Annotated in this window: 21 protein-coding genes, 4 tRNA genes and 1 pseudogene; 11 read left to right on the top strand and 15 right to left on the bottom strand. The window is 62.7% G+C overall.

Going from position 1 to position 23,135, the window contains the following annotated elements; genetic code table 11:
- Nucleotides 1-161: 161 nt before the first annotated feature.
- From AC1RGE_RS28600 to AC1RGE_RS28585, 4 genes are all read left to right on the top strand, one after another.
- Nucleotides 162-237, top strand: a tRNA-Asn gene (locus AC1RGE_RS28600).
- 9 nt (nucleotides 238-246) lie between these two features.
- Nucleotides 247-323, top strand: a tRNA-Pro gene (locus tag AC1RGE_RS28595).
- Between the two features lie 5 nt (nucleotides 324-328).
- Nucleotides 329-404, top strand: a tRNA-Lys gene (locus tag AC1RGE_RS28590).
- A gap of 95 nt (nucleotides 405-499) precedes the next feature.
- Nucleotides 500-576 (top strand) — tRNA-Pro (locus AC1RGE_RS28585).
- A gap of 223 nt (nucleotides 577-799) precedes the next feature.
- On the opposite strand, the gene AC1RGE_RS28580 is transcribed toward AC1RGE_RS28585, so the two are convergent.
- Nucleotides 800-2,011, bottom strand: coding sequence for an aminopeptidase P family protein (locus AC1RGE_RS28580; RefSeq protein ID WP_053160095.1), 1,212 nt, complete (start codon nucleotides 2,009-2,011; stop codon nucleotides 800-802).
- 284 nt (nucleotides 2,012-2,295) lie between these two features.
- Here AC1RGE_RS28580 and AC1RGE_RS28575 point away from each other — a divergent pair, with 284 nt between their 5' ends.
- Nucleotides 2,296-3,054 (top strand): LuxR family transcriptional regulator, encoded by a 759-nt coding sequence (locus AC1RGE_RS28575; RefSeq protein ID WP_492585441.1) that lies wholly within the window; start codon nucleotides 2,296-2,298, stop codon nucleotides 3,052-3,054.
- Nucleotides 3,055-3,149: 95 nt separating this feature from the next.
- A complete protein-coding gene (locus tag AC1RGE_RS28570) occupies nucleotides 3,150-4,040 on the top strand; it encodes a proline iminopeptidase-family hydrolase (protein WP_011063530.1) in 891 nt (296 codons plus the stop codon).
- Between the two features lie 56 nt (nucleotides 4,041-4,096).
- On the opposite strand, the gene AC1RGE_RS28565 is transcribed toward AC1RGE_RS28570, so the two are convergent.
- The 3 genes from AC1RGE_RS28565 to AC1RGE_RS28555 form a co-directional block, all read right to left on the bottom strand.
- A complete protein-coding gene (locus AC1RGE_RS28565) occupies nucleotides 4,097-5,395 on the bottom strand; it encodes an NAD(P)/FAD-dependent oxidoreductase (protein WP_015637074.1) in 1,299 nt (432 codons plus the stop codon).
- Nucleotides 5,396-5,455: 60 nt separating this feature from the next.
- Nucleotides 5,456-5,629: a DUF3094 family protein gene (locus AC1RGE_RS28560; RefSeq protein ID WP_015637073.1), complete on the bottom strand. Its 174-nt coding sequence runs from the start codon at nucleotides 5,627-5,629 to the stop codon at nucleotides 5,456-5,458.
- 189 nt (nucleotides 5,630-5,818) lie between these two features.
- Nucleotides 5,819-6,448: a DUF1780 domain-containing protein gene (locus AC1RGE_RS28555; protein WP_019093219.1), complete on the bottom strand. Its 630-nt coding sequence runs from the start codon at nucleotides 6,446-6,448 to the stop codon at nucleotides 5,819-5,821.
- 143 nt (nucleotides 6,449-6,591) lie between these two features.
- On the opposite strand from AC1RGE_RS28555, the gene AC1RGE_RS28550 reads away from it, so the two are divergent.
- The 3 genes from AC1RGE_RS28550 (at nucleotide 6,592) to AC1RGE_RS28540 (ending at nucleotide 8,024) form a co-directional block, all read left to right on the top strand.
- Entirely contained in the window at nucleotides 6,592-7,059 is a 468-nt protein-coding gene (locus tag AC1RGE_RS28550; RefSeq protein WP_026019989.1) for a hypothetical protein, read from the top strand.
- Nucleotides 7,056-7,745, top strand: a complete 690-nt coding sequence (locus tag AC1RGE_RS28545; protein ID WP_053153931.1) for an energy-coupling factor ABC transporter permease — start codon at nucleotides 7,056-7,058, stop codon at nucleotides 7,743-7,745. Before AC1RGE_RS28550 ends, AC1RGE_RS28545 begins: the two co-directional genes overlap by 4 nt.
- Nucleotides 7,746-7,808: 63 nt before the next feature.
- Nucleotides 7,809-8,024 (top strand): hypothetical protein, encoded by a 216-nt coding sequence (locus tag AC1RGE_RS28540; protein ID WP_011063525.1) that lies wholly within the window; start codon nucleotides 7,809-7,811, stop codon nucleotides 8,022-8,024.
- 19 nt (nucleotides 8,025-8,043) lie between these two features.
- Here the strand turns inward: AC1RGE_RS28540 and yacG are convergent, their stop codons facing one another.
- The 4 genes from yacG to AC1RGE_RS28520 are packed head-to-tail and all read right to left on the bottom strand — an operon-like array spanning nucleotide 8,044 to nucleotide 10,956.
- Nucleotides 8,044-8,247: a DNA gyrase inhibitor YacG gene (gene yacG, locus AC1RGE_RS28535; protein WP_047289273.1), complete on the bottom strand. Its 204-nt coding sequence runs from the start codon at nucleotides 8,245-8,247 to the stop codon at nucleotides 8,044-8,046.
- A complete protein-coding gene (gene coaE / locus AC1RGE_RS28530) occupies nucleotides 8,244-8,867 on the bottom strand; it encodes a dephospho-CoA kinase (protein ID WP_011063523.1) in 624 nt (207 codons plus the stop codon). The genes yacG and coaE overlap by 4 nt, the downstream gene beginning before the upstream one ends.
- Nucleotides 8,864-9,736: a prepilin peptidase gene (locus AC1RGE_RS28525; RefSeq protein ID WP_072445006.1), complete on the bottom strand. Its 873-nt coding sequence runs from the start codon at nucleotides 9,734-9,736 to the stop codon at nucleotides 8,864-8,866. Before AC1RGE_RS28525 ends, coaE begins: the two co-directional genes overlap by 4 nt.
- Before the next feature lie 2 nt (nucleotides 9,737-9,738).
- Nucleotides 9,739-10,956 (bottom strand): type II secretion system F family protein, encoded by a 1,218-nt coding sequence (locus AC1RGE_RS28520; protein ID WP_015637067.1) that lies wholly within the window; start codon nucleotides 10,954-10,956, stop codon nucleotides 9,739-9,741.
- Nucleotides 10,957-11,286: 330 nt separating this feature from the next.
- Here AC1RGE_RS28520 and AC1RGE_RS28515 point away from each other — a divergent pair, with 330 nt between their 5' ends.
- Both AC1RGE_RS28515 and AC1RGE_RS28510 read left to right on the top strand, forming a co-directional pair.
- Nucleotides 11,287-11,703 (top strand): pilin, encoded by a 417-nt coding sequence (locus tag AC1RGE_RS28515; RefSeq protein WP_492585440.1) that lies wholly within the window; start codon nucleotides 11,287-11,289, stop codon nucleotides 11,701-11,703.
- 228 nt (nucleotides 11,704-11,931) lie between these two features.
- Nucleotides 11,932-12,288 carry a BON domain-containing protein gene (locus AC1RGE_RS28510; protein ID WP_011063519.1) on the top strand — a complete coding sequence of 119 codons (357 nt, stop codon included), beginning with the start codon at nucleotides 11,932-11,934 and terminating at the stop codon, nucleotides 12,286-12,288.
- 210 nt (nucleotides 12,289-12,498) lie between these two features.
- On the opposite strand, the gene AC1RGE_RS28505 is transcribed toward AC1RGE_RS28510, so the two are convergent.
- The 7 genes and pseudogenes from AC1RGE_RS28505 to AC1RGE_RS28475 form a co-directional block, all read right to left on the bottom strand.
- Entirely contained in the window at nucleotides 12,499-15,417 is a 2,919-nt protein-coding gene (locus AC1RGE_RS28505) for a DUF748 domain-containing protein (protein WP_011063518.1), read from the bottom strand.
- 105 nt (nucleotides 15,418-15,522) lie between these two features.
- Nucleotides 15,523-16,539 (bottom strand): class I SAM-dependent rRNA methyltransferase, encoded by a 1,017-nt coding sequence (locus AC1RGE_RS28500; RefSeq protein WP_011063517.1) that lies wholly within the window; start codon nucleotides 16,537-16,539, stop codon nucleotides 15,523-15,525.
- Nucleotides 16,540-16,732: 193 nt separating this feature from the next.
- Nucleotides 16,733-17,911: an acetyl-CoA C-acetyltransferase gene (locus AC1RGE_RS28495; RefSeq protein WP_401154766.1), complete on the bottom strand. Its 1,179-nt coding sequence runs from the start codon at nucleotides 17,909-17,911 to the stop codon at nucleotides 16,733-16,735.
- 159 nt (nucleotides 17,912-18,070) lie between these two features.
- A complete protein-coding gene (locus tag AC1RGE_RS28490; protein WP_011063515.1) occupies nucleotides 18,071-18,937 on the bottom strand; it encodes an oxygenase MpaB family protein in 867 nt (288 codons plus the stop codon).
- Nucleotides 18,938-18,990: 53 nt separating this feature from the next.
- Complete coding sequence (acs, locus tag AC1RGE_RS28485; protein ID WP_492585438.1) at nucleotides 18,991-20,928, bottom strand: acetate--CoA ligase; 1,938 nt, start codon at nucleotides 20,926-20,928, stop codon at nucleotides 18,991-18,993.
- A gap of 128 nt (nucleotides 20,929-21,056) precedes the next feature.
- The gene (pgi, locus tag AC1RGE_RS28480; RefSeq protein WP_011063513.1) at nucleotides 21,057-22,721 is read right to left on the bottom strand and encodes a glucose-6-phosphate isomerase; all 1,665 of its coding nucleotides are present in this window, start codon (nucleotides 22,719-22,721) and stop codon (nucleotides 21,057-21,059) included.
- A gap of 246 nt (nucleotides 22,722-22,967) precedes the next feature.
- Nucleotides 22,968-23,117, bottom strand: a pseudogene (locus AC1RGE_RS28475) (aspartate 1-decarboxylase); the annotation flags it as partial.
- Nucleotides 23,118-23,135 lie beyond the last annotated feature (18 nt).

Below are 23,135 nucleotides of genomic sequence, written 5' to 3'. Positions count from 1 at the left end.
AGAAACCGGCAATGAAGTCGCAAATCATTGTCTTAAAAGCAATTTAAGGGGTTGACAGGGGTTTTTAAGATTGTAAAATAGCGCGCCTCAGAGACATGAACGTAGCGATACGAACAAGTCGAAGAGGATGAAGTAAAAAGTTGTAACTTGAAATATGTAGTTCCGTGATAGCTCAGTCGGTAGAGCAAATGACTGTTAATCATTGGGTCCCAGGTTCGAGTCCTGGTCACGGAGCCAATTTCAAACCGGGGTATAGCGCAGTCCGGTAGCGCGCCTGCTTTGGGAGCAGGATGTCAGGAGTTCGAATCCCCTTACCCCGACCATTTTTGGGTCGTTAGCTCAGTTGGTAGAGCAGTTGGCTTTTAACCAATTGGTCGTAGGTTCGAATCCCACACGACCCACCATTTTTGAAACCAGTTAGCGCTGGAATCGAATCTTAAGAACAGAGGCCAAAAGCGCTGTTCGAAGAAGGCGCCTCTAGAAGGTGCCTTTTTTTTACCGGGGTATAGCGCAGTCCGGTAGCGCGCCTGCTTTGGGAGCAGGATGTCAGGAGTTCGAATCCCCTTACCCCGACCATATTCACGAAAAAGGGCACCTCATTGAGGTGCCCTTTTTCGTATGCCCGTGGAAAAGTTCGCAGGCCCGCTGGCGTCGAGCCTGGGTAGGGTACCTACAGCCCTTGATGCCTCGATTGTGCTTGTGCTGAATGTTCTCCGTCACTGTATTTGGCTGATGACTCGAGTCATGGCTGAAGCGGCGAGCCTTCTCTGTGGGGGAGGGCGTTTTCCAGGCAGTTGAGTCAACTGCCAATGATGTTGTACCGCGGCCCGTACGGCAGCCCGGTGATATTGCACGCGCCGTGCTCGTCGACGATCAGGATGTCGTGTTCCCGATAACCGCCGGCACCGGGCAGGCCTTCGGGCAGCCTGATCATCGGTTCGATGGACACCACCATGCCGGGCTCAAGAATGGTCTCCACATCCTCACGAAACTCCAGCCCGGTCTCGCGCCCATAGTAGTGGTTGAGGATGCCGAACGAATGGCCATAGCCGAAGGTACGGTATTGCAGCAGGTCGTGCTCCAGGTAGAGGGCGTTCAGTTGTCGAGCAATATCGCTGCAGCGTGCGCCGGGCTTGACCAGTTGCAGCCCGGCTTCATGCACCTGGACGTTGATCTCCCACAATCGCAGGCAGGCGTCGGGGCAATGGCCGAGGAACAGCGTGCGCTCCAGGGCGGTGTAGTAGCCGGCGATCATCGGGAAGCAGTTGAGGCTCAGCACTTCTCCTGGGCTGACCCGTCTCGAGGTCAGTGGATTGTGGGCGCCATCGGTATTGAGCCCGGACTGAAACCAGGTCCAGGTATCCATCAGTTCGGCCCCCGGAAACGCCTCGGCAATCGCCCGCACCATGGCCTGGGTGGCGTGTCCGGCCACTTCGTATTCCGGTACCTGGTCGTGCAGGGCTTCGATGGCGGCGGCCCCGCCGATGTCTGCAATCCGCGCACCCTGGCGGATCAGCGCTTGCTCTTCGGCGGACTTGAGCATGCGCAGGTTCATGCAGGGCGCGGCGATGTCCAGTAACTGTGCCTGGGGATAGAGCTCGGCAAAGGCCCGGTGATTGGGCAGGGTCAGATGATCGAACTCCAGCCCCAGGCGCGAAGCGCGGGGCAGGGCCTGCTTGACCGCGACGAAGAAATTGCCCCGCTGCCAGTCGGTGTAGATCACCTGGGCATCGCAGGTCGCCCGCCGCCCCGGTTGGCCGCCGTCGATATTGGCGCTGATCAGCACGCTGTGTTCCTGGGTCACCACGAGGGCGTACTGGCGGCCGAAGGAGCAATACAGGAAGCCGGCGTAGTAGTTGATGTTGTGGTACGAGGTGAACAGCGCGGCGTCAATGTCCTGTTGCGCCATGTAGGCCCGCAGGGCGACCAGGCGTCGAGCGTATTCTTTGGGGGAGAAGGTGGCAGGGGCTTTGTCACCGTTGTGCAACTCAAGCGTCTGGGGCATCTGCATGGCCTGGGTCCTTGTCTGCTATGAGCGATGCATGGCGCCACACGGGGTGGGCCGTGACACTGCATTGCAGCAGATAGGGCGGAGGCAGGCATGTGCGGTACCGACCTTGAGCTGGTTGTCAGCGCTGTTTTGCGGGTCATGGCCATGGGCGCCGATGACGCTGGGGCAAGCGCTGGTTGTGCCGCAAACCTGGTATTTCTTATAGGTTTTGCCTGGCCCGTTGCGGCCGGGCGTGGCATTCTGGCCCTTCGCTGTTAAGGATCAACAGTAAGGAAGCGGCAAGGATGCAGAGCAGGCTCGCGGAATTTGATACCTATCTTTTGTCCGGAAACTCGCTGCATGAGCGAATGACGGCAACCATGACACTGGCCTCGGAACTGGGTTTCGAGGCCCTGGTTTATGACTACAGCCCGGTGCCTTTCGATCAGGCAGGCGAGCTGATCATCCCCAGTGCCATGGTCTGCAATACCCCCAGAGACTGGCTGGAGCTCTGGTGCGATCAGGGTTACTACCATATCGACCCGGTCCAGCAGGTTGCTCTGGACAGCTCCTCGCCCTTTATCTGGTCCTACAAGCCCGAGGCGGAAACCGTCCTGCGTCAGGCCCTCGGGCAGCAGCACGCTCCGGTATCCAGTTACCTGCACCATCATCAAATGGCCCACGGCATGACCGTGCCCATCCATTTACCCAGGGGCGGTTTCGCCAGCCTCACCGGTTTGCGCTCCGGCAATGCCACGGTGGCATTACAGGACTTGCAACAGGTTCAGGGCCACTTCACCCTGCTTGCTCATGCGTTGCAGGAGCATCTCTATCCACAGCTCAGCAAATGCGTTCGCAGTTATCCGGTTGATCTGACCCGGCGTGAACGCGAGTGCCTGAAATGGGCTGCAGAGGGCATGACTTCCGGCGAGATTGCCGAGCGCCTGCAGCGTTCGCAGGCCACGATCAACCTGCACCTGACCTCGGCGATGCACAAGCTGGGCGCCAGGAATCGGGTTCAGGCGGTGGTTCGCGCGGTTCACTATCGCCTGCTGGGTAACTGAGGCGAGTAGCACAGGCTCTGCCGCACTGGAGGCGTCGGAGCGCGGAACGGAAGATTGAACGACACAGGCTGATTGTCATCAGGGAGCGATGCGCAATGAATGCAAGCAAACCACCACTGGAAGGCTATGCCTCCTTTGGCGTCCATCAGACGTGGTATCGGGTCACCGGGGATCTGCACAGCGGACTTACGCCCCTGGTGATTCTGCACGGCGGTCCGGGCTGCACCCATGACACCCTGGACGCCTTCAGGGATGTGGCCGCCAGTGGTCGGGCGATCGTTCAGTTCGATCACCTGGGAAGTGGCCTCTCCACTCGTCTGGATGGCAAGCCGCCGTCGTTCTGGAGCCTTGAACTCTACCTGGAGCAGCTGGACAACCTCCTGGACCACCTGCGCATCAGCCAGGACTACGCCCTGCTGGGACACTCCTGGGGAGCTGCGCTGGCCAGCGAGCACGGGGTGCGCGCGCCGGCCGGCTTGCGTGCGCTGATCCTGGCCAATGCGCCAGCCGACATGCGCACCTGGGAAGCCGAGACCCTGAAACTGCGCACAGCCCTGCCTGAGGAAGCGTTGCAGGTGCTGGCCTGGCATGAGCAGCCGGGCTCCCCTCGTGGCGCCGAATATGTGCAGGCCTGGCAGTTGTACTTTGAACGGCATGTATGTCGGCTGCGCCCGTGGCCTGAAGAGGTGGCGCGGATGTTTGCCCAGGGCCGTGGTGCCGATGGCGCGGAGCGGGGGGGAGGTTTTCCGCTGATGGACAACCTGCGGGACTGGAGCATCGTCGAGCGCCTGGGGCGCATCGAGGTGCCGACGCTTTTGATCTGTGGCCGCTACGATGAAGCCACGCCAGTTGTGGTCAGACCCTACCTGGAGAAGATTCCCGGCATTCGCCTGGCGTTGTTCGAACACTCCAGCCACATGCCCCACGTCGAGGAGCGGGTCGCCTGCATGGGCACCGTCGTGAATTTTCTCGATGAATGCCTGTAACCGCACGCCAGCACCCCACGCTACGTTGCGTAGCGGGGGCGTGGTTTTTCAGGGGCCTAGTGCAGCTTCAGGCGTGGATCGGTACCGCGGCCGATTCGGCTGCCAAGCATCAGCATCGCGGTGCGGAAGACTCCGTACAGCGCCATCTGGTGCATGCGATACAGCGAGATGTAGAACATCCGCGCCAGCCAGCCTTCGAGCATCACGCTGCCAGTGAGGTTGCCCATCAAGTTGCCCACCGCCGAGAAGCGCGACAGCGAGATCAGTGAGCCGTAGTCGGTGTACTTATAGGTCGGCAGGTCCTTGCCTTCGATGCGCAGCTTCAGCGACTTGGCCAGCAACGAGGCTTGCTGGTGCGCGGCCTGGGCCCGTGGCGGCACATTGCGGTCGCTGCCTGGTTGCGGGCAGGCGGCGCAGTCGCCGAAGGCAAAGATGTTCTCGTCGCGAGTGGTCTGCAGGGTCGGTAGTACCTGCAGTTGGTTGATGCGGTTGGTCTCCAGGCCGTCGATGTCCTTGAGGAAGCCTGGCGCGCGAATGCCCGCGGCCCAGACCTTGAGGCTGGCGGGAATGGTCTGGCCGTCGGCGGTGATCAGGCTGTCGGCGGTCACTTCGCTGACCGAGGCGTTGGTCAGCACCTTGACCCCGAGTTTCTCCAGGGTCTTGTGCACCGGGCCGCTGATGCGTTCGGGCAGGGCAGGCAGCACCCGTGGCCCGGCCTCGATCAGGGTGATGTGCATGTTTTCCGGGAGAATCCGGTCCAGCCCGTAGGCCGCCAGTTCATGGGCCGCGTTGTGCAGTTCTGCCGCCAGTTCCACGCCAGTGGCGCCGGCGCCGACGATGGCCACGCTGATCTGCTCCACGGTATCGGTCTGCCCGGCATGGGCTCGCAAGTAGTGGTTGAGCAGTTGCTGGTGGAAGCGCTCGGCCTGCTTGCGGGTGTCGAGGAACAGGCAATGCTGGGCCGCGCCCTGGGTGCCAAAATCGTTGGTGGTGCTGCCCACGGCGATCACCAGGGTGTCGTAGCCCAGCTCCCGGGCCGGCAACAGCTCCACGCCTTCTTCGTCGTAGGTGGCGGCCAGTTGGATCTTCTTGCGCTGCCGATCGAGCCCGCTCATGCGGCCCAGCTGGAACTCGAAGTGGTTCCATTTTGCTTGGGCGACGTAGTTGAGTTCGTCTTCGGAGGAGTTCAGCGAACCGGCAGCCACTTCGTGGAGCAGCGGTTTCCAGATGTGGGTCAGGTTGGCGTCCACCAGCATCACACTGGCGGTGCCGCGCTTGCCCAGAGTCTTACCCAGGCGGGTCGCCAACTCCAGGCCGCCGGCGCCGCCGCCAACGATGACAATACGATGAGTCATGGGGATATCTCGCAAGGCTAAAAGAAATCGGTGCAGTCAACCGAGCGAGCGCGAAGCAGCTCATAGCGTCAGGTAACTGATGAAACGGCTCAACAGGCCCAGGGCGACAGTCACCGCAATCACCACCACGAGGAGCATCCACGGCCGGAAGGGCCGGCGCTCGACTCGATGCTGGGGCAGTTGCAGGTATTCTTCGACATGGCGTTGGTCGTCGGGGTTCAGGCGGCTGCTCATAAAAGACCTCGTCAGATAGACGTCGCAACGTTGAGGAATGTTACAGCGCGGTGTTATCCGGCATGAACGGAGCATAGCCGCTGCCGCGTGAGGGCTCGCTGGCACGGGCCCGGCGATGGCAGGCAAGTGTGCTTTTTTACCATTGCCGGGCGGATTGCGCCATGGCTACACAGGCCGCATTGACCGGCGTTACAAACTGATGCCGACGTCGAAGAGGATGCTGCGGCCCAGGTTGCAGCGCAGGAACTCCGGTGCATCCGGGTGGGCGAACAGCACGCGGGCGAACGTCGGCCCCACCAGGGACAGCGAGCGCCAGCCCTGGCGCAGGTATTCGGTGGGGGGCGGGAAGTGGCTGTTGAGGTCCAGGACTTCGCGTTTCAGGGCGGCGAAGGCAATGATGTCCAGCTCGCCGAGGTTCATTCCGCGCTCCTGATAGTTGTGGGCCTTCTTGCGCAAGGTCGGTGCCAGGCGCAGCAACAGTTCGCTGGCCGGGATGCGCTTGGGCTTGGCTTCGCGGCGCACCAGCTGGCTCAGGGAGAACGCGCTGCGCCGGCGCTGCAATTCGTCGCGCCATTCATCGTTGAGCCTGCGGCCTTCGTCGAGGACGAAGAACACCTCGAAGCTGGCCTCGCGAAACAGCACATCGGGGGGCTCTTGCCCGGCGGCGGTGAACTCGTCGTTGCGGTAGGGAATGTTCAGGCCTTGCAGCAGGCGCTGGCAGACCCAACGCTCACGCTCCCATTTGCGGGCATTGGACAGGAACGCGTTGGCTTGTTCGGCCTGGATGGTAAGCAGGCGCAAAAAATCTGAGTCATCCATACCCCCAAGCTTAGCGCTCAAATATGACCTTAAAAACCACGGCCGTGCAAAAACCTCCGCAGGCGTTGCCGGCAACCTCGCTGGAGCCTGCCCAGGGGCGGTGTAGACTGTTTGCCGTCCAACCATTCGAAAAGGAGTGCGCAGTGAAGCGCTGGTCAATGCTGTTGCTGGCCCTGTTGCCGTTGTGGGCCCAGGCCCTGGAAATAGGAGAGCGCCTGGCGCCCTGGACCCTGCTGGATCAATTCGACCAGCCCTACAGCCTCGATTCCCAGGCGCGGATCCTGTTGGTGGCACGCAGCATGGACGCCGCCAAAGTGGTGAACGCGGCGCTCAAGGACAAACCCAAGGGCTACCTGCAGGAGCGCCACGGGGTGTTTGTCGCCGATATCCAGCGCATGCCGACAGTGATCGCCAAACTGTTTGCGGTGCCGGCCATGAAGGATTACCCCTACCGAGTGATGCTCGATCGCGATGGGCGCGTGGCACCACGCTATCCCGCCGCCGAGGATCAGGTGCTGTGGCTGCAGCTGCAGGATGGGCAACTGGTCGCCCGGCAGGCGTTCGCCACGGCCGCGCAATTGGCTGCGGCGCTGGAGCGGGCCCAGCCATGATCAGCGCGGCGCTGCTGTCGCCGCAAAGCCTGATTGGCGGCTGGCTGCTGTATGTGCCAGTACTGATCTGGGCGGTACTGCGGGCGCCCTGGGTCGAGCTGTTTACCGACAGCCGGCGCCAGCACTTGCTGTTTGGCACGGTGTTCGCCTTGTTTCTGCTGTGGCTGGTGCGCCGGGATTTCGACACGGGGGTCTCCTACCACTTCATCGGCATGACCGCAGTAACCCTGCTGCTGGACTGGCCGCTGGCGATAGTTGGCGGCTTGATCGCACAGTTGGGCCTGCTGGCCCTGGGCCGGCAGGACCTGGCGGCGCTGGGGGTCAATGGAACCTTGCTGATCCTGCTGCCGGTGGCGGTCACCGAGGCCTGCGCCTGCCTGGTGGAACGGGCCCAGCCGCGCAATCCCTTCGTCTATATCTTCTGCTCGGGGTTCTTTGCCGCGGCACTCTCGGCATTGTTATGCCTGCTCTGCGGCCTGGGCCTGCTGTGGTTCGACGAACGCTTTGCCATGCCCGAATGGCTGGAAGATTTTGTCGGCTACCTGTGGCTGATCATCTTCCCGGAAGCCTTTATCAACGGCATGGTGATCAGCGCCCTGGTGGTGTTCTGCCCGGAATGGCTGGAAACCTTCAACCGTACCCGCTACCTGTCGGCGCCCTGGAAAGACGAGGATCCGCGCCCTTGATCCATATCAATCCACGGTGTTTTGCCGGGCTGCATGCTCGGCAAAAATCTCAGGAGTGCGGTCATGAGTGTCTACCAGTGGGCCCGGCAGGAAGTGCGCGACAGTCTGCACAATGCTCAGCAGGAAGGTTTTGAACCGGGGTTGAGCCTGCGCGCCCTGCTCAGTGCGGTGGTGCAGCAAAGCAAGAGTGTGCGCAGCATCGAGGACCTGGCAGACGAGCTGCAGTTTCTAGCGGAAAACCTCGACGACGATCAGGACTACAGCTTCATGCGGCCCTGACCGGCGCCGGGGTGAGCACTCAGTGAGCGCGAGGGGGCAGCTCTTCGGAGAACAGGTCGTCCTCGGCATCCGGGCTCACCGGAATCTTGTGCTCCTCGGCAGCCCAGGCGCCCAGGTCGATCAGCTTGCAGCGATCGGAACAGAAGGGCCGGTTGATGTTGGCCGCGGTCCATTCCACAGGGGCGCCACAGGTTGGGCATTCGACGGTCAGGGGTTGGCTCATGACTGGCCTCCACGCAAAGTTAGGTAAAAGTGATGCAGGCGCTCGACCTCGCTGCGCAACCAGGCGTGGTCGCGGTCGTTGACCAGCACGTCATCGGCATGGCGCAGGCGTTCCTCACGGCTGGCCTGGGCCTGGAGAATCGCCTGGACCTGCTGTTCGCTGATCTGGTCGCGCTGCAGGGTACGCTCGATCTGCAGTTGCTGGGGCACGTCGATCACCAGAATCCGCTGGGTCATCCGCGACTGGCCGGATTCGATCAGCAGCGGCGACACCAGGATTGCGTAGGGCGATTCGGCGCGGGCCAGGTGGCTGACAATTTCCTCGGCGATCAGCGGGTGCAGCAGGGCTTCCAGCCAGCGACGCTGTTCGGGCACCTCGAAGATCAGCTTGCGCAGAGCCGCGCGATCCAGTTGGCCGTCGGCCTGCAGAACGCCTTGGCCAAAGTGCCGGGCAATCTGTTCCAGGGCCGGGCGGCCGGGCTCCACCACCCAGCGGGCGGCATGATCGGCATCGATCACATGCACCCCCAGGTCGATGAAGTGCTGGGCGGCGGCACTTTTGCCGCTGCCGATGCCGCCGGTCAGGCCGAGGGTCCAGGGTGTGTTTACGGAGCGAGTCATTGGAAACCGACAAACTGCAGATAGAAGTCGGTTATTTGACCACCCCAGAGCAAGGCAATCCAGCCGGCAATGGCCAGAAAGGGTCCAAAGGGGATTGGCGTCGAAGTCTTTTCCCGGCGCAGGCGCAGCAGGATCGTGCCGAGAATCGCCCCCAACAGGGATGACAGCAGCAGGGTCAGCGGCAGGATCTGCCAGCCGCCCCAGGCCCCGAACAGGGCCAGCAGCTTGAAATCACCGTGGCCCATGCCCTCCTTGCCGGTCAGCAGCTTGAACAGCCAGAACACCGACCACAGGAACAGGTAGCCGATCACCGTCCCCCACAGCGCATCCTCCAGGCTGATCAGCAGGCCGAAGCTGTTGGCGATCAGCCCCAGCCACAACAGTGGCAGCACCAGCACATCCGGCAGCAGCTGGTGATCGGCGTCGATCAGGCTCATTGCCAGCAGCCCCCAACTGAGGATCAGCATCAGCCCGGCCGCCCAGCCGAAGCCGAAGTGCCAGGCGATAAAACCCGAGATCAGCCCGCAGGCCAGTTCGGTCAACGGGTAGCGCGGGCTGATGGAGCTATTGCAGTGGGCGCAGCGGCCACGTAGCCACAGGTAACTGAGCAGCGGAATGTTTTCCCAGGGGCGGATCGGCTGCGCACAGTGCGGGCACTGGGAGTGCGGCAGCATCAGGTTATAGGGCGCAGCCACAGGTTCCGGCTCCAGCCCCAGCACGTCGCGGGCCTGGGCTCGCCAGTCGCGTTCGAGCATTTTCGGCAGGCGCCACACCAGCACGTTGAGAAAGCTGCCGACGATCAGGCCCAATACCAGGGCCGCAGCCACGAAGGCCATGGGGTAGAGAGTGAGGGCGTCAGTCAGGGGCATGTTCAGATCGCTGTACCGAGTTGGAAGATAGGCAGGTACATGGCAACCACCAGGGCGCCGACGATACCCCCCAGGACCACCATGATCAACGGCTCCATGAGGCTGGTCAGGCTGTCCACCAGGTTGTCCACCTCGACCTCGTAATGGATCGCGACTTTTTCCAGCAGATGATCCAGGGTTCCGGACTCTTCGCCGATGGCGGTCATCTGGATCGCCATGGTCGGGAAGACGCCGCTGGCGCGCATGGCAAAGTTCAATTGCATGCCGGCGGCGACCTGCTGGCGGATCCGTTGCACCGCTTGCCTGAAGACAGGGTTGCCGCTGGCTCCGGCCACTGAATCCAGGGCCTGCACCAGGGGAACGCCGGCGGCGAAGGTGGTGGCCAGGGTCCGTGCGTAGCGGGCCACCGCGGATTTGTGCAGCAGTGGCCCGGCCAGGGGCATGTGCAAAAGGCCGACATCCAGGCGGTCACGCAAGCTCGGGGAGCGCTGATAGGCCAGGCGCGCCGCAAGCCCGCCCAGCACACCGGCGGCCAGCAGCAGCGCCCCCTGCTGCTGGATGAAATGTGACAGAGCGATGACCCACTGGGTGAGCAGTGGCAGCTCGGCATTGAAACCGGCGAACAGGCTCTGGAACTGGGGGACCACCTTGAGCAGCAGGATGCTGCTGACCACGACCGCCACGCCGATCACCGCCAAGGGATAGACCATGGCCTTCTTCAGCCGCGCCTTCAGGTTCTCGCTCTTTTCCTTGTAGGTGGCGACTCTCTCCAGCAGGGTATCCAGGGCGCCGGCCTGCTCGCCGGCGTCCACCAGGTTGCAGTACAGCGGGTCGAAGTGGCGCGGCTGTCTGCGCAACGCCGTGGCCAGGCTGGAGCCGGCCTCGATGTCGCGCTTGAGGCTGGCCAGCAGTTGGCGCATCTGCGGATGCTCGAAGCTTTCGGCAATGATGTCGAAGGATTGCAGCAGCGGCACCCCGGCCTGCATCAGCGTGGCCAACTGCCGGGTGAGCAGGGCAATGTCCCGTGCCCCTACTCGCTGATGCAGGCGCAGCCAGCCCTTGGGTTTGCGTCGGACTCGGGTTGGGGTGATGCCCTGTCTGCGCAATTGCGCCCTGATCAGGGCCGGGGTCGCGGCGCTGAGTTCTCCGGTGAGGGGGCGGCCCTGGCTGTCGGTGCCGTGCCAGAGATAGACACTGGTCGCGGGTGCTTTTACCGCCATGGTTCGATCCTTGGTGCAAGGGTGGATAGGGAGGCGCAAGCGCCCTGCTGTGTTCGAACGGGTGATAGATCACCCTGCCCCCCCGGACGTTCCTTGGTGGGGGCGCGAGCCGACCGTCGGGCCGCCATGCACCTGTCCAAGCCTAGCTGGCGAGGCGCTGCCGGAGAGGGGCAGGGGCTGACGAAATTTGTCAGTTTGTGCGACTCCTTGCGCTCAAGGCCATGGGCTATCGCACCTGCAGGCCACGTAATCCGTGGGTTATCCCCTGGCACAGGCTGTGCTTCACGCCTTTGTGCTCATGCAACATTCGTCCATGCCAGGAGGCAACCCATGAAACATCAATCCGGTTTTACCCTGATCGAATTGCTGGTGGTGGTAGCCATCATCGGCATCCTCGCCACCGTGGCGATGCCGATGTATGCCAAGTACCAGGCGCGGGCCAAGGTGATTGCCGCCCTGGCCGAGGCGTCGGCCCTGAAGGTCAACGTCGAGGATCTGCTGAACCAAGGGACCGATCCGACCCTGGCCCTCGCCGGGGGCACGGCCCAGACCGCCAACTGCCGGATGAGTGCCGGCGGGACGGCGGCCACCGGTGAAGGCAGCATTGGCTGCACCCTGCTCAATGCGCCGGGGCCGGTGCTGAACAAGACCCTGACCCTGACCCGTTCGGCGACTTCAGGATGGACATGCACCACCACTGTGGAGGCCGACTATGCGCCCAAAGGCTGTGGTGCACAGGGGGCTTGAGGAGGCTTTTCACGATTGGCCAGGCCGCGCTGAAAAAGCCGCAACTTGCATGCAGATTGGCGGGCAGTCATGCATTTTGCATGATGCCGAATTATTTGTGATTTTATAACTTATTGATTTTTATGAATATTTATAGGATCCAAGACTTGGCACAGCACCTGCAATATCCCTCATAACCCTGTTGCCAGGACACGGCGCAGGCTTTCTTAAAGAACAGGAGTTACTCGTATGAAGAAGTTCGCTATCGCTGCCGCAACTGCTACCGCTCTGACCCTGACCATGGCTAACGCAGCATTTGCGCAGACCACTCAAAACACCCAGTCGCCCATGGTGGTGGCTGCCGGTGAAGTGACCAAGGCCAAAGAGGCCACCTCCGATACCTGGATCACCACCAAAGTGAAAAGCGATCTGGTAACCGAGAAAGGCATTCCTGGCACCGACATCAAGGTTGAAACCAACAAGGGCGTTGTTTCGCTGTCGTCCACTGTTGCGGTAACCGAGGCTCAGAAAGCTACCGCCGTGGCCATCACCAAGAAAATCAAAGGCGTCAAGGCAGTTTCCGCTGACGGCCTGAAAGCCGAGTAACACTCACGCTTCTCGCCTGGACAGGGAGAGGGTGCGGTAGACGAGCCGAGTGATACGTCTGCCGCTTCTCAAAAGGGTTCATGCGGAAGATCACAAGGACGTGATCATTACAGGCCCCGGCACTGAGTGTCGGGGCCTGTTCTATTGTGGGCGCCAGGCAGGCGCTGCAGGAGAGACCGGGCGGGCTGGGTGGAGCCCGGCGCGAGAGGTTTATTCGCTGTCCAGGTGCAGCGGGGTGACGACCCGGCCATCGCTTTCGGCCTGGCCCAGGTTGGCATCGATGAAGTAGACCCGGTCGTCGGCCAGTTGGCCCTTGTCCACCAGGAAGTCCTTGATGCTGCTGGCGCGCTCCTGACCCAGTTGTCGCAACAGCACGTCGCTGCTGCTCCAGAACTTGATCAGACCTTCACGCAGCTTGGCGCTGCGTTCGTCGCGGCTGAGCTGGGTCCATTCCGCCGGCGGCTGCTGTTTCAGGCGGGTGCGGTAGATGCCTTCCAGCAGAGGGGCCTTTTCGCCCTCGGGAACCTGCAGCAGGGACGCCTGGGCGGGGACCTTGTCACCGCGGCGCTGGAGGATCTTGTAGTAGTTGTACTGGTATTCGCGCTCCAGCCGCTGTTCGGCGATCAGCGGGCCGTCACTGCTCTGGGCGCTGGTACCTTCGATTTCCAGGCGCAGGGTCGGACGCTCCTTGAGCGCCTTGGCCAGGGTGGTCAGGGCCGACTCGGATTCCTTGCTCAGGTCGCTGGAGCCTGGAGCGAAGGACACGTTGCTCAGGTCTTCCGAGCCACCACCGCTGACCAGCCCGCCAATGAACTTGAAGGGTGCCTGGGCGGCGCGCAGCACCAGATTGCGCAGGGTCTGCCAGACAATCGGCATCACGCTGAACTGCGGGTTGTTCAAATCACCGGAGATAGGCAGCTCGATGGAGATCTTGCCGTCCGTGTCTTTCAGCAAGGCCACTGCCAGGCGGATCGGCAGATCCACGGCGTCCGGGCTGTCGACCTTTTCCCCCAGTTGCAACTGCTCGACCACCAGTTTGTTCTCGGCCTTGAGCTGGCCCTTGGTGATCATGTAGTGCAGGTCGAGGTTGAGCCGGCCCTTGCGGATGCGGAAACCGGCGAATTTCCCGGAGTAGGGGGTCAGGGTGGTCAGTTCCACTCGTTTGAAGCTGGTGGCGATATCCAGGGCGGCCATCGGATCGAACGGGTTGACGCTGCCCTTGATGGTCACCGGCGCATAGCGGTCGACCTTGCCCTTGACGTCCACGTCTGCCGGCTTGGCCTGGCGGCTGTCGATGGTGCCGACATGGCCGTTGAGCTGCTGGATGGCGGTAGCGAAGTTCGGCGTCAGGCTCAGGTCGGCGAAGTTCGCCGAACCGTCGTTGATGGCGATTTCACCGATGTGGATGCCCAGGGGCTTGCTTGAGCTGGGCTCGGCCTTCGTCGAGGATTTGCCACCACTGCTGGGTGGTTGTGGAATCAGCAGGTCGTCGATATTGGTGGTGCGGTCATCGTTGATGATGAAGCGTGCATAGGGCTGCATCAGGTTGACCCGGCTGATGGTCAGGCTGTCACCGTGCTGATAGTTCAGGCCTTCGACCACCACTTGTTTCCATTTCACGAAGTCGCGGGTCTTGAGGGTGTCCAGGGTGTGCAGCTGGTCCACATTGGCCCGGCCGGTGACGCTGAAAGTCAGGGGTTCGACTTTCTTCAGGTCCACTGCCAGGTCACTGCCGAGCATGCCGCTGCGCAGTTCCAGGCGGATGAACGGGCTGATATAGGACTGGGCGACGCGCAGGTCGATGTCCCGGGTCTGCACCTTGAGTTTGGCGCTGACGGGGTTGAGGTTGACCTCGCCGGTGGCGTTGACCTTGCCTTGTTTGCCCAGGCCGGTATCGAGCTTGAGGGTGAAGGGTGACTGGTTGAGGCTGTCGAAGTTCTGCAGGTCCAGGTTCAGCGGCCCCAGCTCCAGGGCTACGGCGGGCTTGGCCTTGCGATCGGCCAGGTGCACCTGGTAGTTGCGCAGTTGCACGTCCTTGAGCAGCACCTGCCAGGGTTTACCTGGTACTGCTGGTTCCTTGGGCGCGTCGGCGGCGGCCGGCTCGGGTTTTGGCGCCGGTTTGGCCGGCTGACTGGCGAAGAGCTTTTGCCAGTCCAACTGGCCATCGGCTTCAAGGGCGGCCCAGGTTTCGAGCTTTTGGCTGCGGACCTTGCCGACAATCACGTGCTGCTTGGCCAGGTCGACTGTGGTTTCGCTGACGTCCAGGCGCTCCAGGCGCGCCAGTGGGCGACCGTCCGGGGCCTTGATGGCAAAGGGCGCGACGCTGATGGAGGTGTTGTCCAGCAGCAGCTCGGTTTCCTTGGTCAGGCTGAATTTGTAGTGGGTACTGAGGTTGACCACGCCGTCTTCCAGCACCAGCGGCACCGCATCGCGCACATAGGGCCACCAGGCTTTCATCTTGCCGTCGGTGACTTTCAAGGTGCCTTCGGAGGTCAGCGGCGTCACGCTGAAGTTGCCGCTCCAGTCGATCTGCCCGCCCTCGGGGCCGGTGGCGACCAGCGTCATGTCGGCGCTGTCGTCCGGCAGGGTACTGAGGTTCTTCAACTCAAAATCGAGCTTGTTGTAGAGGAATTCGATGGGTTCGCTGGGGCGCAGATCCTTGAAATGCAGGTAGCCGCCGGCCAGCTTGATGCGTTCGATGCGTACCGGGAAGGGTTTGGCGTTGGGGTCGCTTGGGGTCGGTTCGCTGGCCGGCAGCTTGAACAGGGCCAGGAGATTGAGCTTGCCTTCCTTGTCGAAGAGGATTTCGGTCTTGGGCTGGTCCAGCTCGACATCCGCCAGGTGCAGCGCGCGTTTCCACAGGCTGTCCAATTGCAGATTGGCGTAGAGGCGATCGAAGGCGATCTGCTCCTTGCCCGGTTCACCGATGCTCAGGCCCCAGAGGGTCAGCTCCAGGCTGAAGGGGTTGAGCTCGATGCGCTGGATATGGGCTGGGGTGGTGGCGTAGTTGGCCAATTGCTGGTTGGCCACCCGCAAGGCAATGCCCGGCAGAATCAGAAAGCCCAGCAGACTGTAAAGGGCGAGAGCGGTCAACAAGGCGCAAAGAGCGCGAATCAATCCTTTGGTCATGCGAGGCTTCATCTATCTGAATCGGAAGTGCCTTGGAGTATGGCACGCGTTTACGGTTCCGAAACCACTCCAGTCTTCAGGATTGTTCAGATTTCCTGCTCTTGGTCAAAGTTGCAGGATCAAGGTTTTCAGTGGGGGTTGCCCGTCTTGGGAAGGGAAGTCCGCGGCGGGTACCAGGACCTGGCAGTCGCGCACCGGACGCCCGGCCTTCTCGGCGCAGCGCAATACTTGTTCACGCCAGTCCGGCATCGAGACCTTGGCCAGGTTGTTGCAGCAGATCAGCACGCCGTCTTCGGCGGTGGCCAGCAGTGCCGGCTTGAGCAGGCTCTGGTAATCACGCAGCAGGTCGACCGTACCGAAGGCGCTCTTGGCCCAGGCTGGCGGGTCCAGCAGTACCAGGTCGTACTGGCGCTGTTCAAGGCGCGGATAGCTGGGCAGTTTCTGCCCGCGGCGCTGGCTGATGGGCAGGCCCGCCAGTTGGCGAATGGCCGGGAAATAGTCCGACTGTACGAACTGCATCTGTGGCAGTTGCGGGTTGAGCTGGCCGTTCTCCCGTCCGACGGCCAGGTTGCCCTCGGCGAAGTCCAGGTTGCACACCTCGCGCGCGCCGCCAGCTGCGGCGCTGAGGCCTACGCCACAGGTGTAGGCGAAGAGGTTGAGCACGCTTTTACCCGCGCTGTGTTGCTTGACCCAGCCACGGGCGTTGCGCAGGTCGAGAAACAATAGCGGGTCCTGCCCGGCGTGGCGTCCACGCACGCGGTAATTCAGGCCCCATTCGTGGCCAACCAGGTCCTCCAGGGCAGCCTCTTCGGCGCGGTACACCGAGTCTTCGCGGTCGATCCGCGAGTTGCCCCGGGAGCGGTCGTTGTAGACCAGCAGGGTCGACAGGTTCAGATGCTGATTGATGCTGTCGTGCAGTTGCAGCAGGGCGTCGCGTTCCAGCGTCTGGTGAAAGCTCTGTACCAGCAATTGCGGGCCATAGCGGTCGATGGTCAGGCCGCCGGCACCCTCCTGGCTGCCGTGGAACAGGCGATAGCAATCGGTGCCTTGCTGATGCAGCTCGGCGAGCAGGTCCTGGCGGTGATCGAGAGCGGCGCGCAGCGCCTGATTCAAGGAGGACATGCGGAGCGCCTTGGAGCTGAGGAGTGAGGCGCGGCAGTTTACCAGCGTCCCGTCCGTTGTAGGAGCCAGCTTGCTGGCAAAGACGATCATGCGCACGTCTTCCCCGTAGGAGCCAGCTTGCTGGCGAAAGCGCTCTCACGGGCGCCTTCGCTGGCAAGCCAGCTCCTACAAGGAGGGCGGTTTTGCGCGGAGGTTAGCGCTCGATCGCCAGGGCCACGCCCTGGCCGCCGCCGATGCACAGGGTGGCCAGGCCCTTTTTGGCATCACGCTTGATCATTTCATGCAGCAGGGTCACCAGCACCCGGCAGCCCGATGCACCAATCGGGTGGCCGATGGCGATCGCACCGCCGTTGACGTTGACCTTGCTGGCGTCCCATTCCAGCTCCTTGGCCACCGACAGCGACTGCGCGGCGAAGGCTTCGTTGGCTTCGATCAGGTCCAGCTGGTCCAGGGTCCAGCCGGCCTTGTCCAGGCAGCGGCGGGTGGCCGAGACCGGGCCGATGCCCATGATCGCCGGGTCGACGCCGGCGTTGGCGTAGGCGGCAATTTTTGCCAGCACCGGCAGGCCCAGGGCCCGGGCCTTGCTGGCGCTCATCAGCATCACCGCGGCAGCGCCGTCGTTCAGCGCCGAGGCGTTGCCGGCGGTGACGCTGCCGTCTTTCTTGAACGCGGGCTTGAGCTTGGCCAGGGCTTCGGCGGTGGTGCCGGGGCGTGGCTGCTCGTCGGTGGCGAAGGTCAGGGGGTCGCCCTTGCGCTGGGGAATCTGGATCGGGGTGATCTCGTCGACAAAGCGCCCGGCCTCGATGGCTGCTGCGGCTTTCTGTTGGGAAGCGGCGGCGAAGGCGTCCTGGGCTTCACGGCTGATGCCGTATTTCTCCACCAGGTTCTCGGCGGTGATGCCCATGTGATAGTCGTTGAAGGCGTCCCACAGGCCGTCGCTGATCATGGAGTCGACCATCTGGCTGTGGCCCATGCGCAGGCCGGTGCGGGCGCCGGGCAGCACGTAGTTGGACAGGCTCATGTTTTCCTGGCCGCCGGCGATGATCACCTCGGCATCGCCGCAGCGGATGGCCTGGGCGCCCAGGTGCAGGGCCTTGAGGCCGGAGCCGCAGACCTTGTTCAGGGTCATGGCGGGTACCGCGTGGGGCAGGCCGGCCTTGATCGCGGCCTGGCGGGCGGGGTTCTGCCCGGCGCCGGCGGTGAGCACCTGGCCCATGAGCACTTCGTCGACCTGGGCCGGGTCGATGCCGGTCTGGGCCAGCAATTGGCGGATGACCGCGGCGCCCAGGTCAACGGCGGGAATGTTCGCCAGGGAGCCCTGGAAACTGCCCACGGCGGTGCGGGTGGCGGCAACGATTACGACGTCTTGCATGATCGGGTCCTTGTGTTCGGTGGCGGGGACCTGTGGCGTGGTGCGGGTGTTGGCCGGGCGGCACAGGCACTGGAAATTGGCGAAATCATGGTTGCACACAACCCCGGGAGCCGGCCAATCGCGAACCGGCCGGTCGGGTTGTGCTTGAACGGTCGGTTTTTACAGGCCCATGCGTCGTTTCGCCCGGTGCACGGAACTGTCCCGTACCGCCCAGCGCAGCATCGGCGTGCTGCGCTTGACGCTGGCACGAATCAGTTGGCGTTGCAGCGGGTTCTGATTGACCTCGAGCATGGCGCTGGCCCAGTCCGGCAGCAGGTCGATGCCGGCCTGCATCATCAACGACCCGAAGGGTTTGGCCAGGCGGCTGGGGGCTGGGGCAGCCAGCAGCAGGCGCAGGACTTCCCGGCTGCGCTGGTCGCAGAGCAGTTGGGGGCGCATGGCCTGCAGGTAGTCGGCCACGGCGCGTCGCGAGCGCGGCACGTCCCGGGCTCCCAGGCGTTCGGCGATCAGGGCGATCTCGTCGTAGTAGCGATCCTGGTCAGCCCCGGAAAGATGAGGGTTGAGGTAACGCAAGTGCGCGGCAAGAAAGCTGCTGACCTCAGCCACGTGAACCCAGGTCAGCAGATCGGGGTCGCTGGCGGCATAGGGGCGGCCATCGGGGGCGGTGCCGACTATGTGCAAGTGAATGCTGCGTACCTTGTCGATCAGCCATTCGGCGTCCTGGCGGGAGCCGAAGGTGGTGCCGGAGATGAACTGCCCGGTGCGGCGCAGGCGGCCGATCATGTCTTGGCGAAAGTTCGAGTGATCCCAGACGCCGGCCAAGGCCAGAGGATGCAGGGCCTGCATCAACAGGGCGCTGATGCCGCCGATCAGCATGCTGCTGAAGTCGGCGTGCACCTGCCAACTGACGGACCCCGGCCCGAACAGGCCGGGGTCACCTTTGGGATGTTCCAGGTCGAGTTGGCCCAGAGACAGGCCGGACAGGCTCATGACCTGGCTTTCGATGCGGCTGCGAATGAATTCCATGACAGCTCGGTGTGGCTATTTAAAAAAGAAGCGCGGCGGATGCCGCGCCGGTTTCAAACGTTCAGGCGTTTGTCGATCAGGCCGTCCACCACGCTGGGGTCCGCCAGGGTCGAAGTGTCACCCAGGGTATCCAGTTCGTTGCAGGCGATCTTGCGCAGGATACGCCGCATGATCTTGCCCGAGCGAGTTTTCGGCAGGGCCGGAGCCCACTGGATCAGCTCCGGCTTGGCGAAACTGCCGATCTCGCGGCTGACCAGGGCCAGCAGTTCCTTCTTCAGTGCCTCGTCGGGCTCGACGCCCTGCATCGGTGTGACGAAGGCATAGATTCCCTGGCCCTTGAGATCATGGGGGTAACCGACCACCGCCGCTTCGGCGATGCTGTCGTGCAGCACCAGGGCGCTTTCCACTTCGGCGGTGCCGATGCGGTGCCCGGAAACGTTGATCACGTCGTCGATGCGCCCGGTGATCCAGTAGCTACCATCCTCGTCGCGCCGGGCACCATCACCGGTGAAGTAATAGCCGGGGTAGGGAGCGAAATAGGTTTCGACCATGCGCTTGGGATCGCCATAGACGCTACGTATCTGCGCCGGCCAACTGGCCTTGATTGCCAGGATGCCGCTGCCTGCCCCATGGATTTCCTTGCCCTGGTCGTCCAGCAGCACCGGTTGTACGCCGAACATCGGGGTCGAGGCGCATCCGGGCTTGATCTGCCGGGCGCTGACCAGGGGGCTGAGCATGATGCCGCCGGTTTCGGTCTGCCACCAGGTATCGACAATCGGGCAGCGTTGTTCGCCGACCACGTTGAAATACCACTCCCAGGCTTCCGGGTTGATCGGCTCGCCGACGCTGCCGAGCAAGCGCAGGCTGGCGCGGGAGGTGTTCTGTAGCGGGGCGCTGCCTTCGCGCATCAGGGCACGCAGAGCGGTGGGCGCGGTGTAGAAGATGTTCACCTGATGCTTGTCCACCACCTCCCAGAAACGCGAGGTGCTGGGGTAGTTGGGCACACCTTCGAAGATCAGCGTGGTCGCGCCGTTGGCCAGGGGGCCGTAGAGGATGTAGCTGTGGCCGGTGACCCAGCCGACGTCGGCGGTGCACCAGAAGACTTCGCCGTCGCGGTAGTCCAGCACGTACTTGAAGGTCATGGCGGCCTGTAGCAGGTAGCCGCCGGTGGTGTGCAGCACGCCCTTGGGTTTGCCGGTGCTGCCGGAGGTGTAGAGGATGAACAGCGGGTCTTCGGCGTCCATCGGCTCGGTGGCGCATTGGTTGCTGGCGCCAGCCACGGCCTGTTCATAGGAAATGTCGCGATCTGGCACCCAGTTCACCGGGTTGCGGGAGCGTTCGACCACCAGCACGCTGCTGACATCCGGGCAACTGAGCAGGGCCTTGTCGACGTTGCTCTTCAGCGGAATCAGTTTGCCGCCGCGCACGCCTTCATCGGCGGTGATCACGGTGCGGCAGTCGGCGTTGAGAATGCGGTCGCGCAGGGCCTCCGGCGAAAAGCCGCCGAACACCACCGAATGCACCGCGCCGATCCGGGTGCAGGCGAGCATGGCGTAGGCCACTTCGGGAATCATCGGCATGTAGATGCACACCCGGTCGCCCTTCTTCACGCCACGGCTTTTCAGCACGTTGGCCAGGCGGCAGACCCGGTCGTGGAGTTCCTGGTAGGTGATGCGCTGGGAGTCTGCCGGGTTGTCACCTTCCCAGATGATCGCCGCCTGATTGCCGCGTTTTTCCAGATGACGGTCGATGCAGTTGTTGCTGACGTTGAGTTGGCCACCGCGAAACCAGTTGGCCTCGCCGGTGCGCATGTCGTGGCTGTGGACGCTGTCCCAGGGGCTGCTCCAGTGCAGGAAACGCCTGGCCTGCTCGGCCCAGAACTGGTCCGGCTGCTCAATGGACTGGCGGTAGAGGTGGTGGTAGTCGTCCTGGCTCATTTGTGCCGCCCGGCGGACGGCATCGGCTTTCGGAAAAGTGCTGATATCGAACATGACGGTTCCTTATTCTTGTTTTGCGACAAGTCATAAGGGTGCGCACAAGTGCCGGGAAGGTTCAAGTGGGGAAGGGCCGGGGCCCGGACAGGAGCCGGTGTGGCCGGCTCCTGGGGTGACAGGGTCGATCAGCCGCGGTGACGGCCGCGGAAGTAGTTGATCAGGCCTTGGGTCGATGCGTCGTCGGCCAGGGTTTCGTCGCTGCCGACCAGGCGGTTGTAGACGCCTTTGCCCAGCTCCTTGCCCAGCTCCACGCCCCACTGGTCGAAGGCGTTGATGCCCCAGACCACGCTTTGCACGAAGACCTTGTGTTCATACAGCGCCACCAGTGCGCCAAGGCGCCGCGGGCTGATGCGCTCCACCACCAGGGTGTTGCTCGGACGGTTGCCGGGAATCACCTTGTGCGGTGCCAGTTTCGCGATTTCGGCTTCGCTCAGGCCTTTCTCGCGCAGTTCGCTCTCGGCTTCGGCGCGGGTCTTGCCCAGCATCAGTGCCTGGCTCTGGGACAGGCAGTTGGCGTACAGCCACTGATGGTGGTCGGCCACCGGGTTGAAGCTGACGATCGGCACGATGAAGTCGGCCGGAATCAACTGGGTCCCCTGGTGCAGCAACTGGTGGTAGGCATGCTGGCCGTTGCAGCCCACGCCGCCCCAGATCACCGGGCCGGTATCGGTGGCCACCGGGGTGCCGTCCTGGCGCACGCTCTTGCCGTTGGATTCCATGTCCAATTGTTGCAAGTGCTTGGTGATGTTGCGCAGGTAGTGGTCGTACGGCAGGATCGCGTGGCTCTGCGCGCCCCAGAAATTGCCGTACCACACGCCCAGCAGCGCCAGCAGCACCGGCATGTTCTGTTCGAATGGGGCGCTCTGGAAATGCTGGTCCATGGTGTAGGCACCGGACAGCAGCTCCTTGAAGTTGGACATGCCGATGGCCAGGGCGATCGGCAGGCCGATGGCGGACCACAGCGAGTAGCGCCCGCCGACCCAGTCCCACATCGGGAAGATGTTCTCTTCGCGAATGCCGAAGGCCACTGCCGCCGCATTGTTGCTCGACACGGCGATGAAGTGGCGGTGCAGTTCGGCCTCCGAGCCGCCCTGGGCCAGGTACCAGGCCCGTGCTGCCTGGGCGTTCTTCAGGGTTTCGAGGGTATTGAAAGACTTGGAGGAAACGATGAATAGCGTAGTTTCTGCACGGATTTTCGCAGAAAGCTCATGGAACTCGCTGCCATCGATGTTCGCCAGGTAATGGCAGCGCACGCCTTTCTGGGCGTAGGACAACAGCGCTTCGGAAACCAGCTCCGGGCCGAGGAAGGAGCCGCCGATGCCGATGTTCACCACGTCGGTGATGGGCTTCTCGGTGTAGCCGCGCCACAGGCCGTCGTGGATGCGGCCCACCAGCTCGGTGATCTGGTTCAGTACCTTGTGCACTTCGGGCATCACGTTGACACCGTTCACCGACAGCTTGTCGCCCACCGGGCGGCGCAGTGCGGTGTGCAAGGCCGGGCGGCCTTCGGAAGCGTTGACCAGTTCGCCGGTGATCATGGACTTGATGGCGTCTGAAAGGCCGACTTCCTTGGCCAGGTTCACCAGCAGGTCGCGGGTTTCGCTGGTGATCAGGTTCTTCGAATAGTCGAGAAACAGCCCGCAGCTGCTCAGGGTGAATTGGCTGAAGCGCTGCGGATCGGCATTGAACGCCTCGCGCATGCTGAAATCCTGCATGGCTTGGCGGTGGTCTTTCAACGCTTGCCAGGCGGGCAGAGCGGTAACGTCATGAGGAGTGCGGTAGTACGCCATCGCTGCGGTTTTCCTTTTGCTTGAACTGCCTTTTGGACACTGAAAAGCCCGGAACGTCCTGCGCGGTCTCAAGGACCCGTTGGGCCGGCCCTGTGCTGATACGTTTAATCACTCGGGGGGATAACAGTAACCCCGGCGTGCTGTTCTGTCTTGGCTTTGTCCGACTGGTGGCCAGTACTATTTTGTACTCAGCGGGCCTGCCTGGTCTGGATTCGGGCTTTCAATGGGTAGAAATAGGGGGAAGCGTCAGGCGACCTGATCTGCAATCGCAGGGCTGGTAAGGCTCTGCTCATTGCCAGGGGCCATGTGCAGCATGCGCGGCTTGAAACCGAGCAGTTCGGCTTCACTGCAGGGAGCATAGGTACAGAGGGTCGCTCGATCACCGACCTTGGCCTTGAACATGATGGTGTACAT

The organism is Pseudomonas sp. GW823-FHT02C05, assembly GCF_058797595.1.
This window is presented reverse-complemented; position numbering and strand designations above follow the sequence as displayed.

What these genes read in the sequence shown, in the direction of transcription:
- AC1RGE_RS28560 (WP_015637073.1), bottom strand. Translation starts at nt 5,629, where the DNA reads ATGAGCAGCCGCCTGAACCCCGACGACCAACGCCATGTCGAAGAATAC.
- AC1RGE_RS28565 (WP_015637074.1), bottom strand. Translation starts at nt 5,395, where the DNA reads ATGACTCATCGTATTGTCATCGTTGGCGGCGGCGCCGGCGGCCTGGAG.
- AC1RGE_RS28525 (WP_072445006.1), bottom strand. Translation starts at nt 9,736, where the DNA reads ATGCCCCTGACTGACGCCCTCACTCTCTACCCCATGGCCTTCGTGGCT.
- AC1RGE_RS28575 (WP_492585441.1), top strand. Translation starts at nt 2,296, where the DNA reads ATGCAGAGCAGGCTCGCGGAATTTGATACCTATCTTTTGTCCGGAAAC.
- yacG (WP_047289273.1), bottom strand. Translation starts at nt 8,247, where the DNA reads ATGAGCCAACCCCTGACCGTCGAATGCCCAACCTGTGGCGCCCCTGTG.
- AC1RGE_RS28490 (WP_011063515.1), bottom strand. Translation starts at nt 18,937, where the DNA reads ATGGAATTCATTCGCAGCCGCATCGAAAGCCAGGTCATGAGCCTGTCC.
- AC1RGE_RS28515 (WP_492585440.1), top strand. Translation starts at nt 11,287, where the DNA reads ATGAAACATCAATCCGGTTTTACCCTGATCGAATTGCTGGTGGTGGTA.
- AC1RGE_RS28570 (WP_011063530.1), top strand. Translation starts at nt 3,150, where the DNA reads ATGAATGCAAGCAAACCACCACTGGAAGGCTATGCCTCCTTTGGCGTC.
- coaE (WP_011063523.1), bottom strand. Translation starts at nt 8,867, where the DNA reads ATGACTCGCTCCGTAAACACACCCTGGACCCTCGGCCTGACCGGCGGC.
- AC1RGE_RS28495 (WP_401154766.1), bottom strand. Translation starts at nt 17,911, where the DNA reads ATGCAAGACGTCGTAATCGTTGCCGCCACCCGCACCGCCGTGGGCAGT.
- acs (WP_492585438.1), bottom strand. Translation starts at nt 20,928, where the DNA reads ATGTTCGATATCAGCACTTTTCCGAAAGCCGATGCCGTCCGCCGGGCG.
- AC1RGE_RS28540 (WP_011063525.1), top strand. Translation starts at nt 7,809, where the DNA reads ATGAGTGTCTACCAGTGGGCCCGGCAGGAAGTGCGCGACAGTCTGCAC.
- pgi (WP_011063513.1), bottom strand. Translation starts at nt 22,721, where the DNA reads ATGGCGTACTACCGCACTCCTCATGACGTTACCGCTCTGCCCGCCTGG.
- AC1RGE_RS28580 (WP_053160095.1), bottom strand. Translation starts at nt 2,011, where the DNA reads ATGCAGATGCCCCAGACGCTTGAGTTGCACAACGGTGACAAAGCCCCT.
- AC1RGE_RS28555 (WP_019093219.1), bottom strand. Translation starts at nt 6,448, where the DNA reads ATGGATGACTCAGATTTTTTGCGCCTGCTTACCATCCAGGCCGAACAA.
- AC1RGE_RS28545 (WP_053153931.1), top strand. Translation starts at nt 7,056, where the DNA reads ATGATCAGCGCGGCGCTGCTGTCGCCGCAAAGCCTGATTGGCGGCTGG.
- AC1RGE_RS28520 (WP_015637067.1), bottom strand. Translation starts at nt 10,956, where the DNA reads ATGGCGGTAAAAGCACCCGCGACCAGTGTCTATCTCTGGCACGGCACC.
- AC1RGE_RS28510 (WP_011063519.1), top strand. Translation starts at nt 11,932, where the DNA reads ATGAAGAAGTTCGCTATCGCTGCCGCAACTGCTACCGCTCTGACCCTG.
- AC1RGE_RS28500 (WP_011063517.1), bottom strand. Translation starts at nt 16,539, where the DNA reads ATGTCCTCCTTGAATCAGGCGCTGCGCGCCGCTCTCGATCACCGCCAG.
- AC1RGE_RS28505 (WP_011063518.1), bottom strand. Translation starts at nt 15,417, where the DNA reads ATGACCAAAGGATTGATTCGCGCTCTTTGCGCCTTGTTGACCGCTCTC.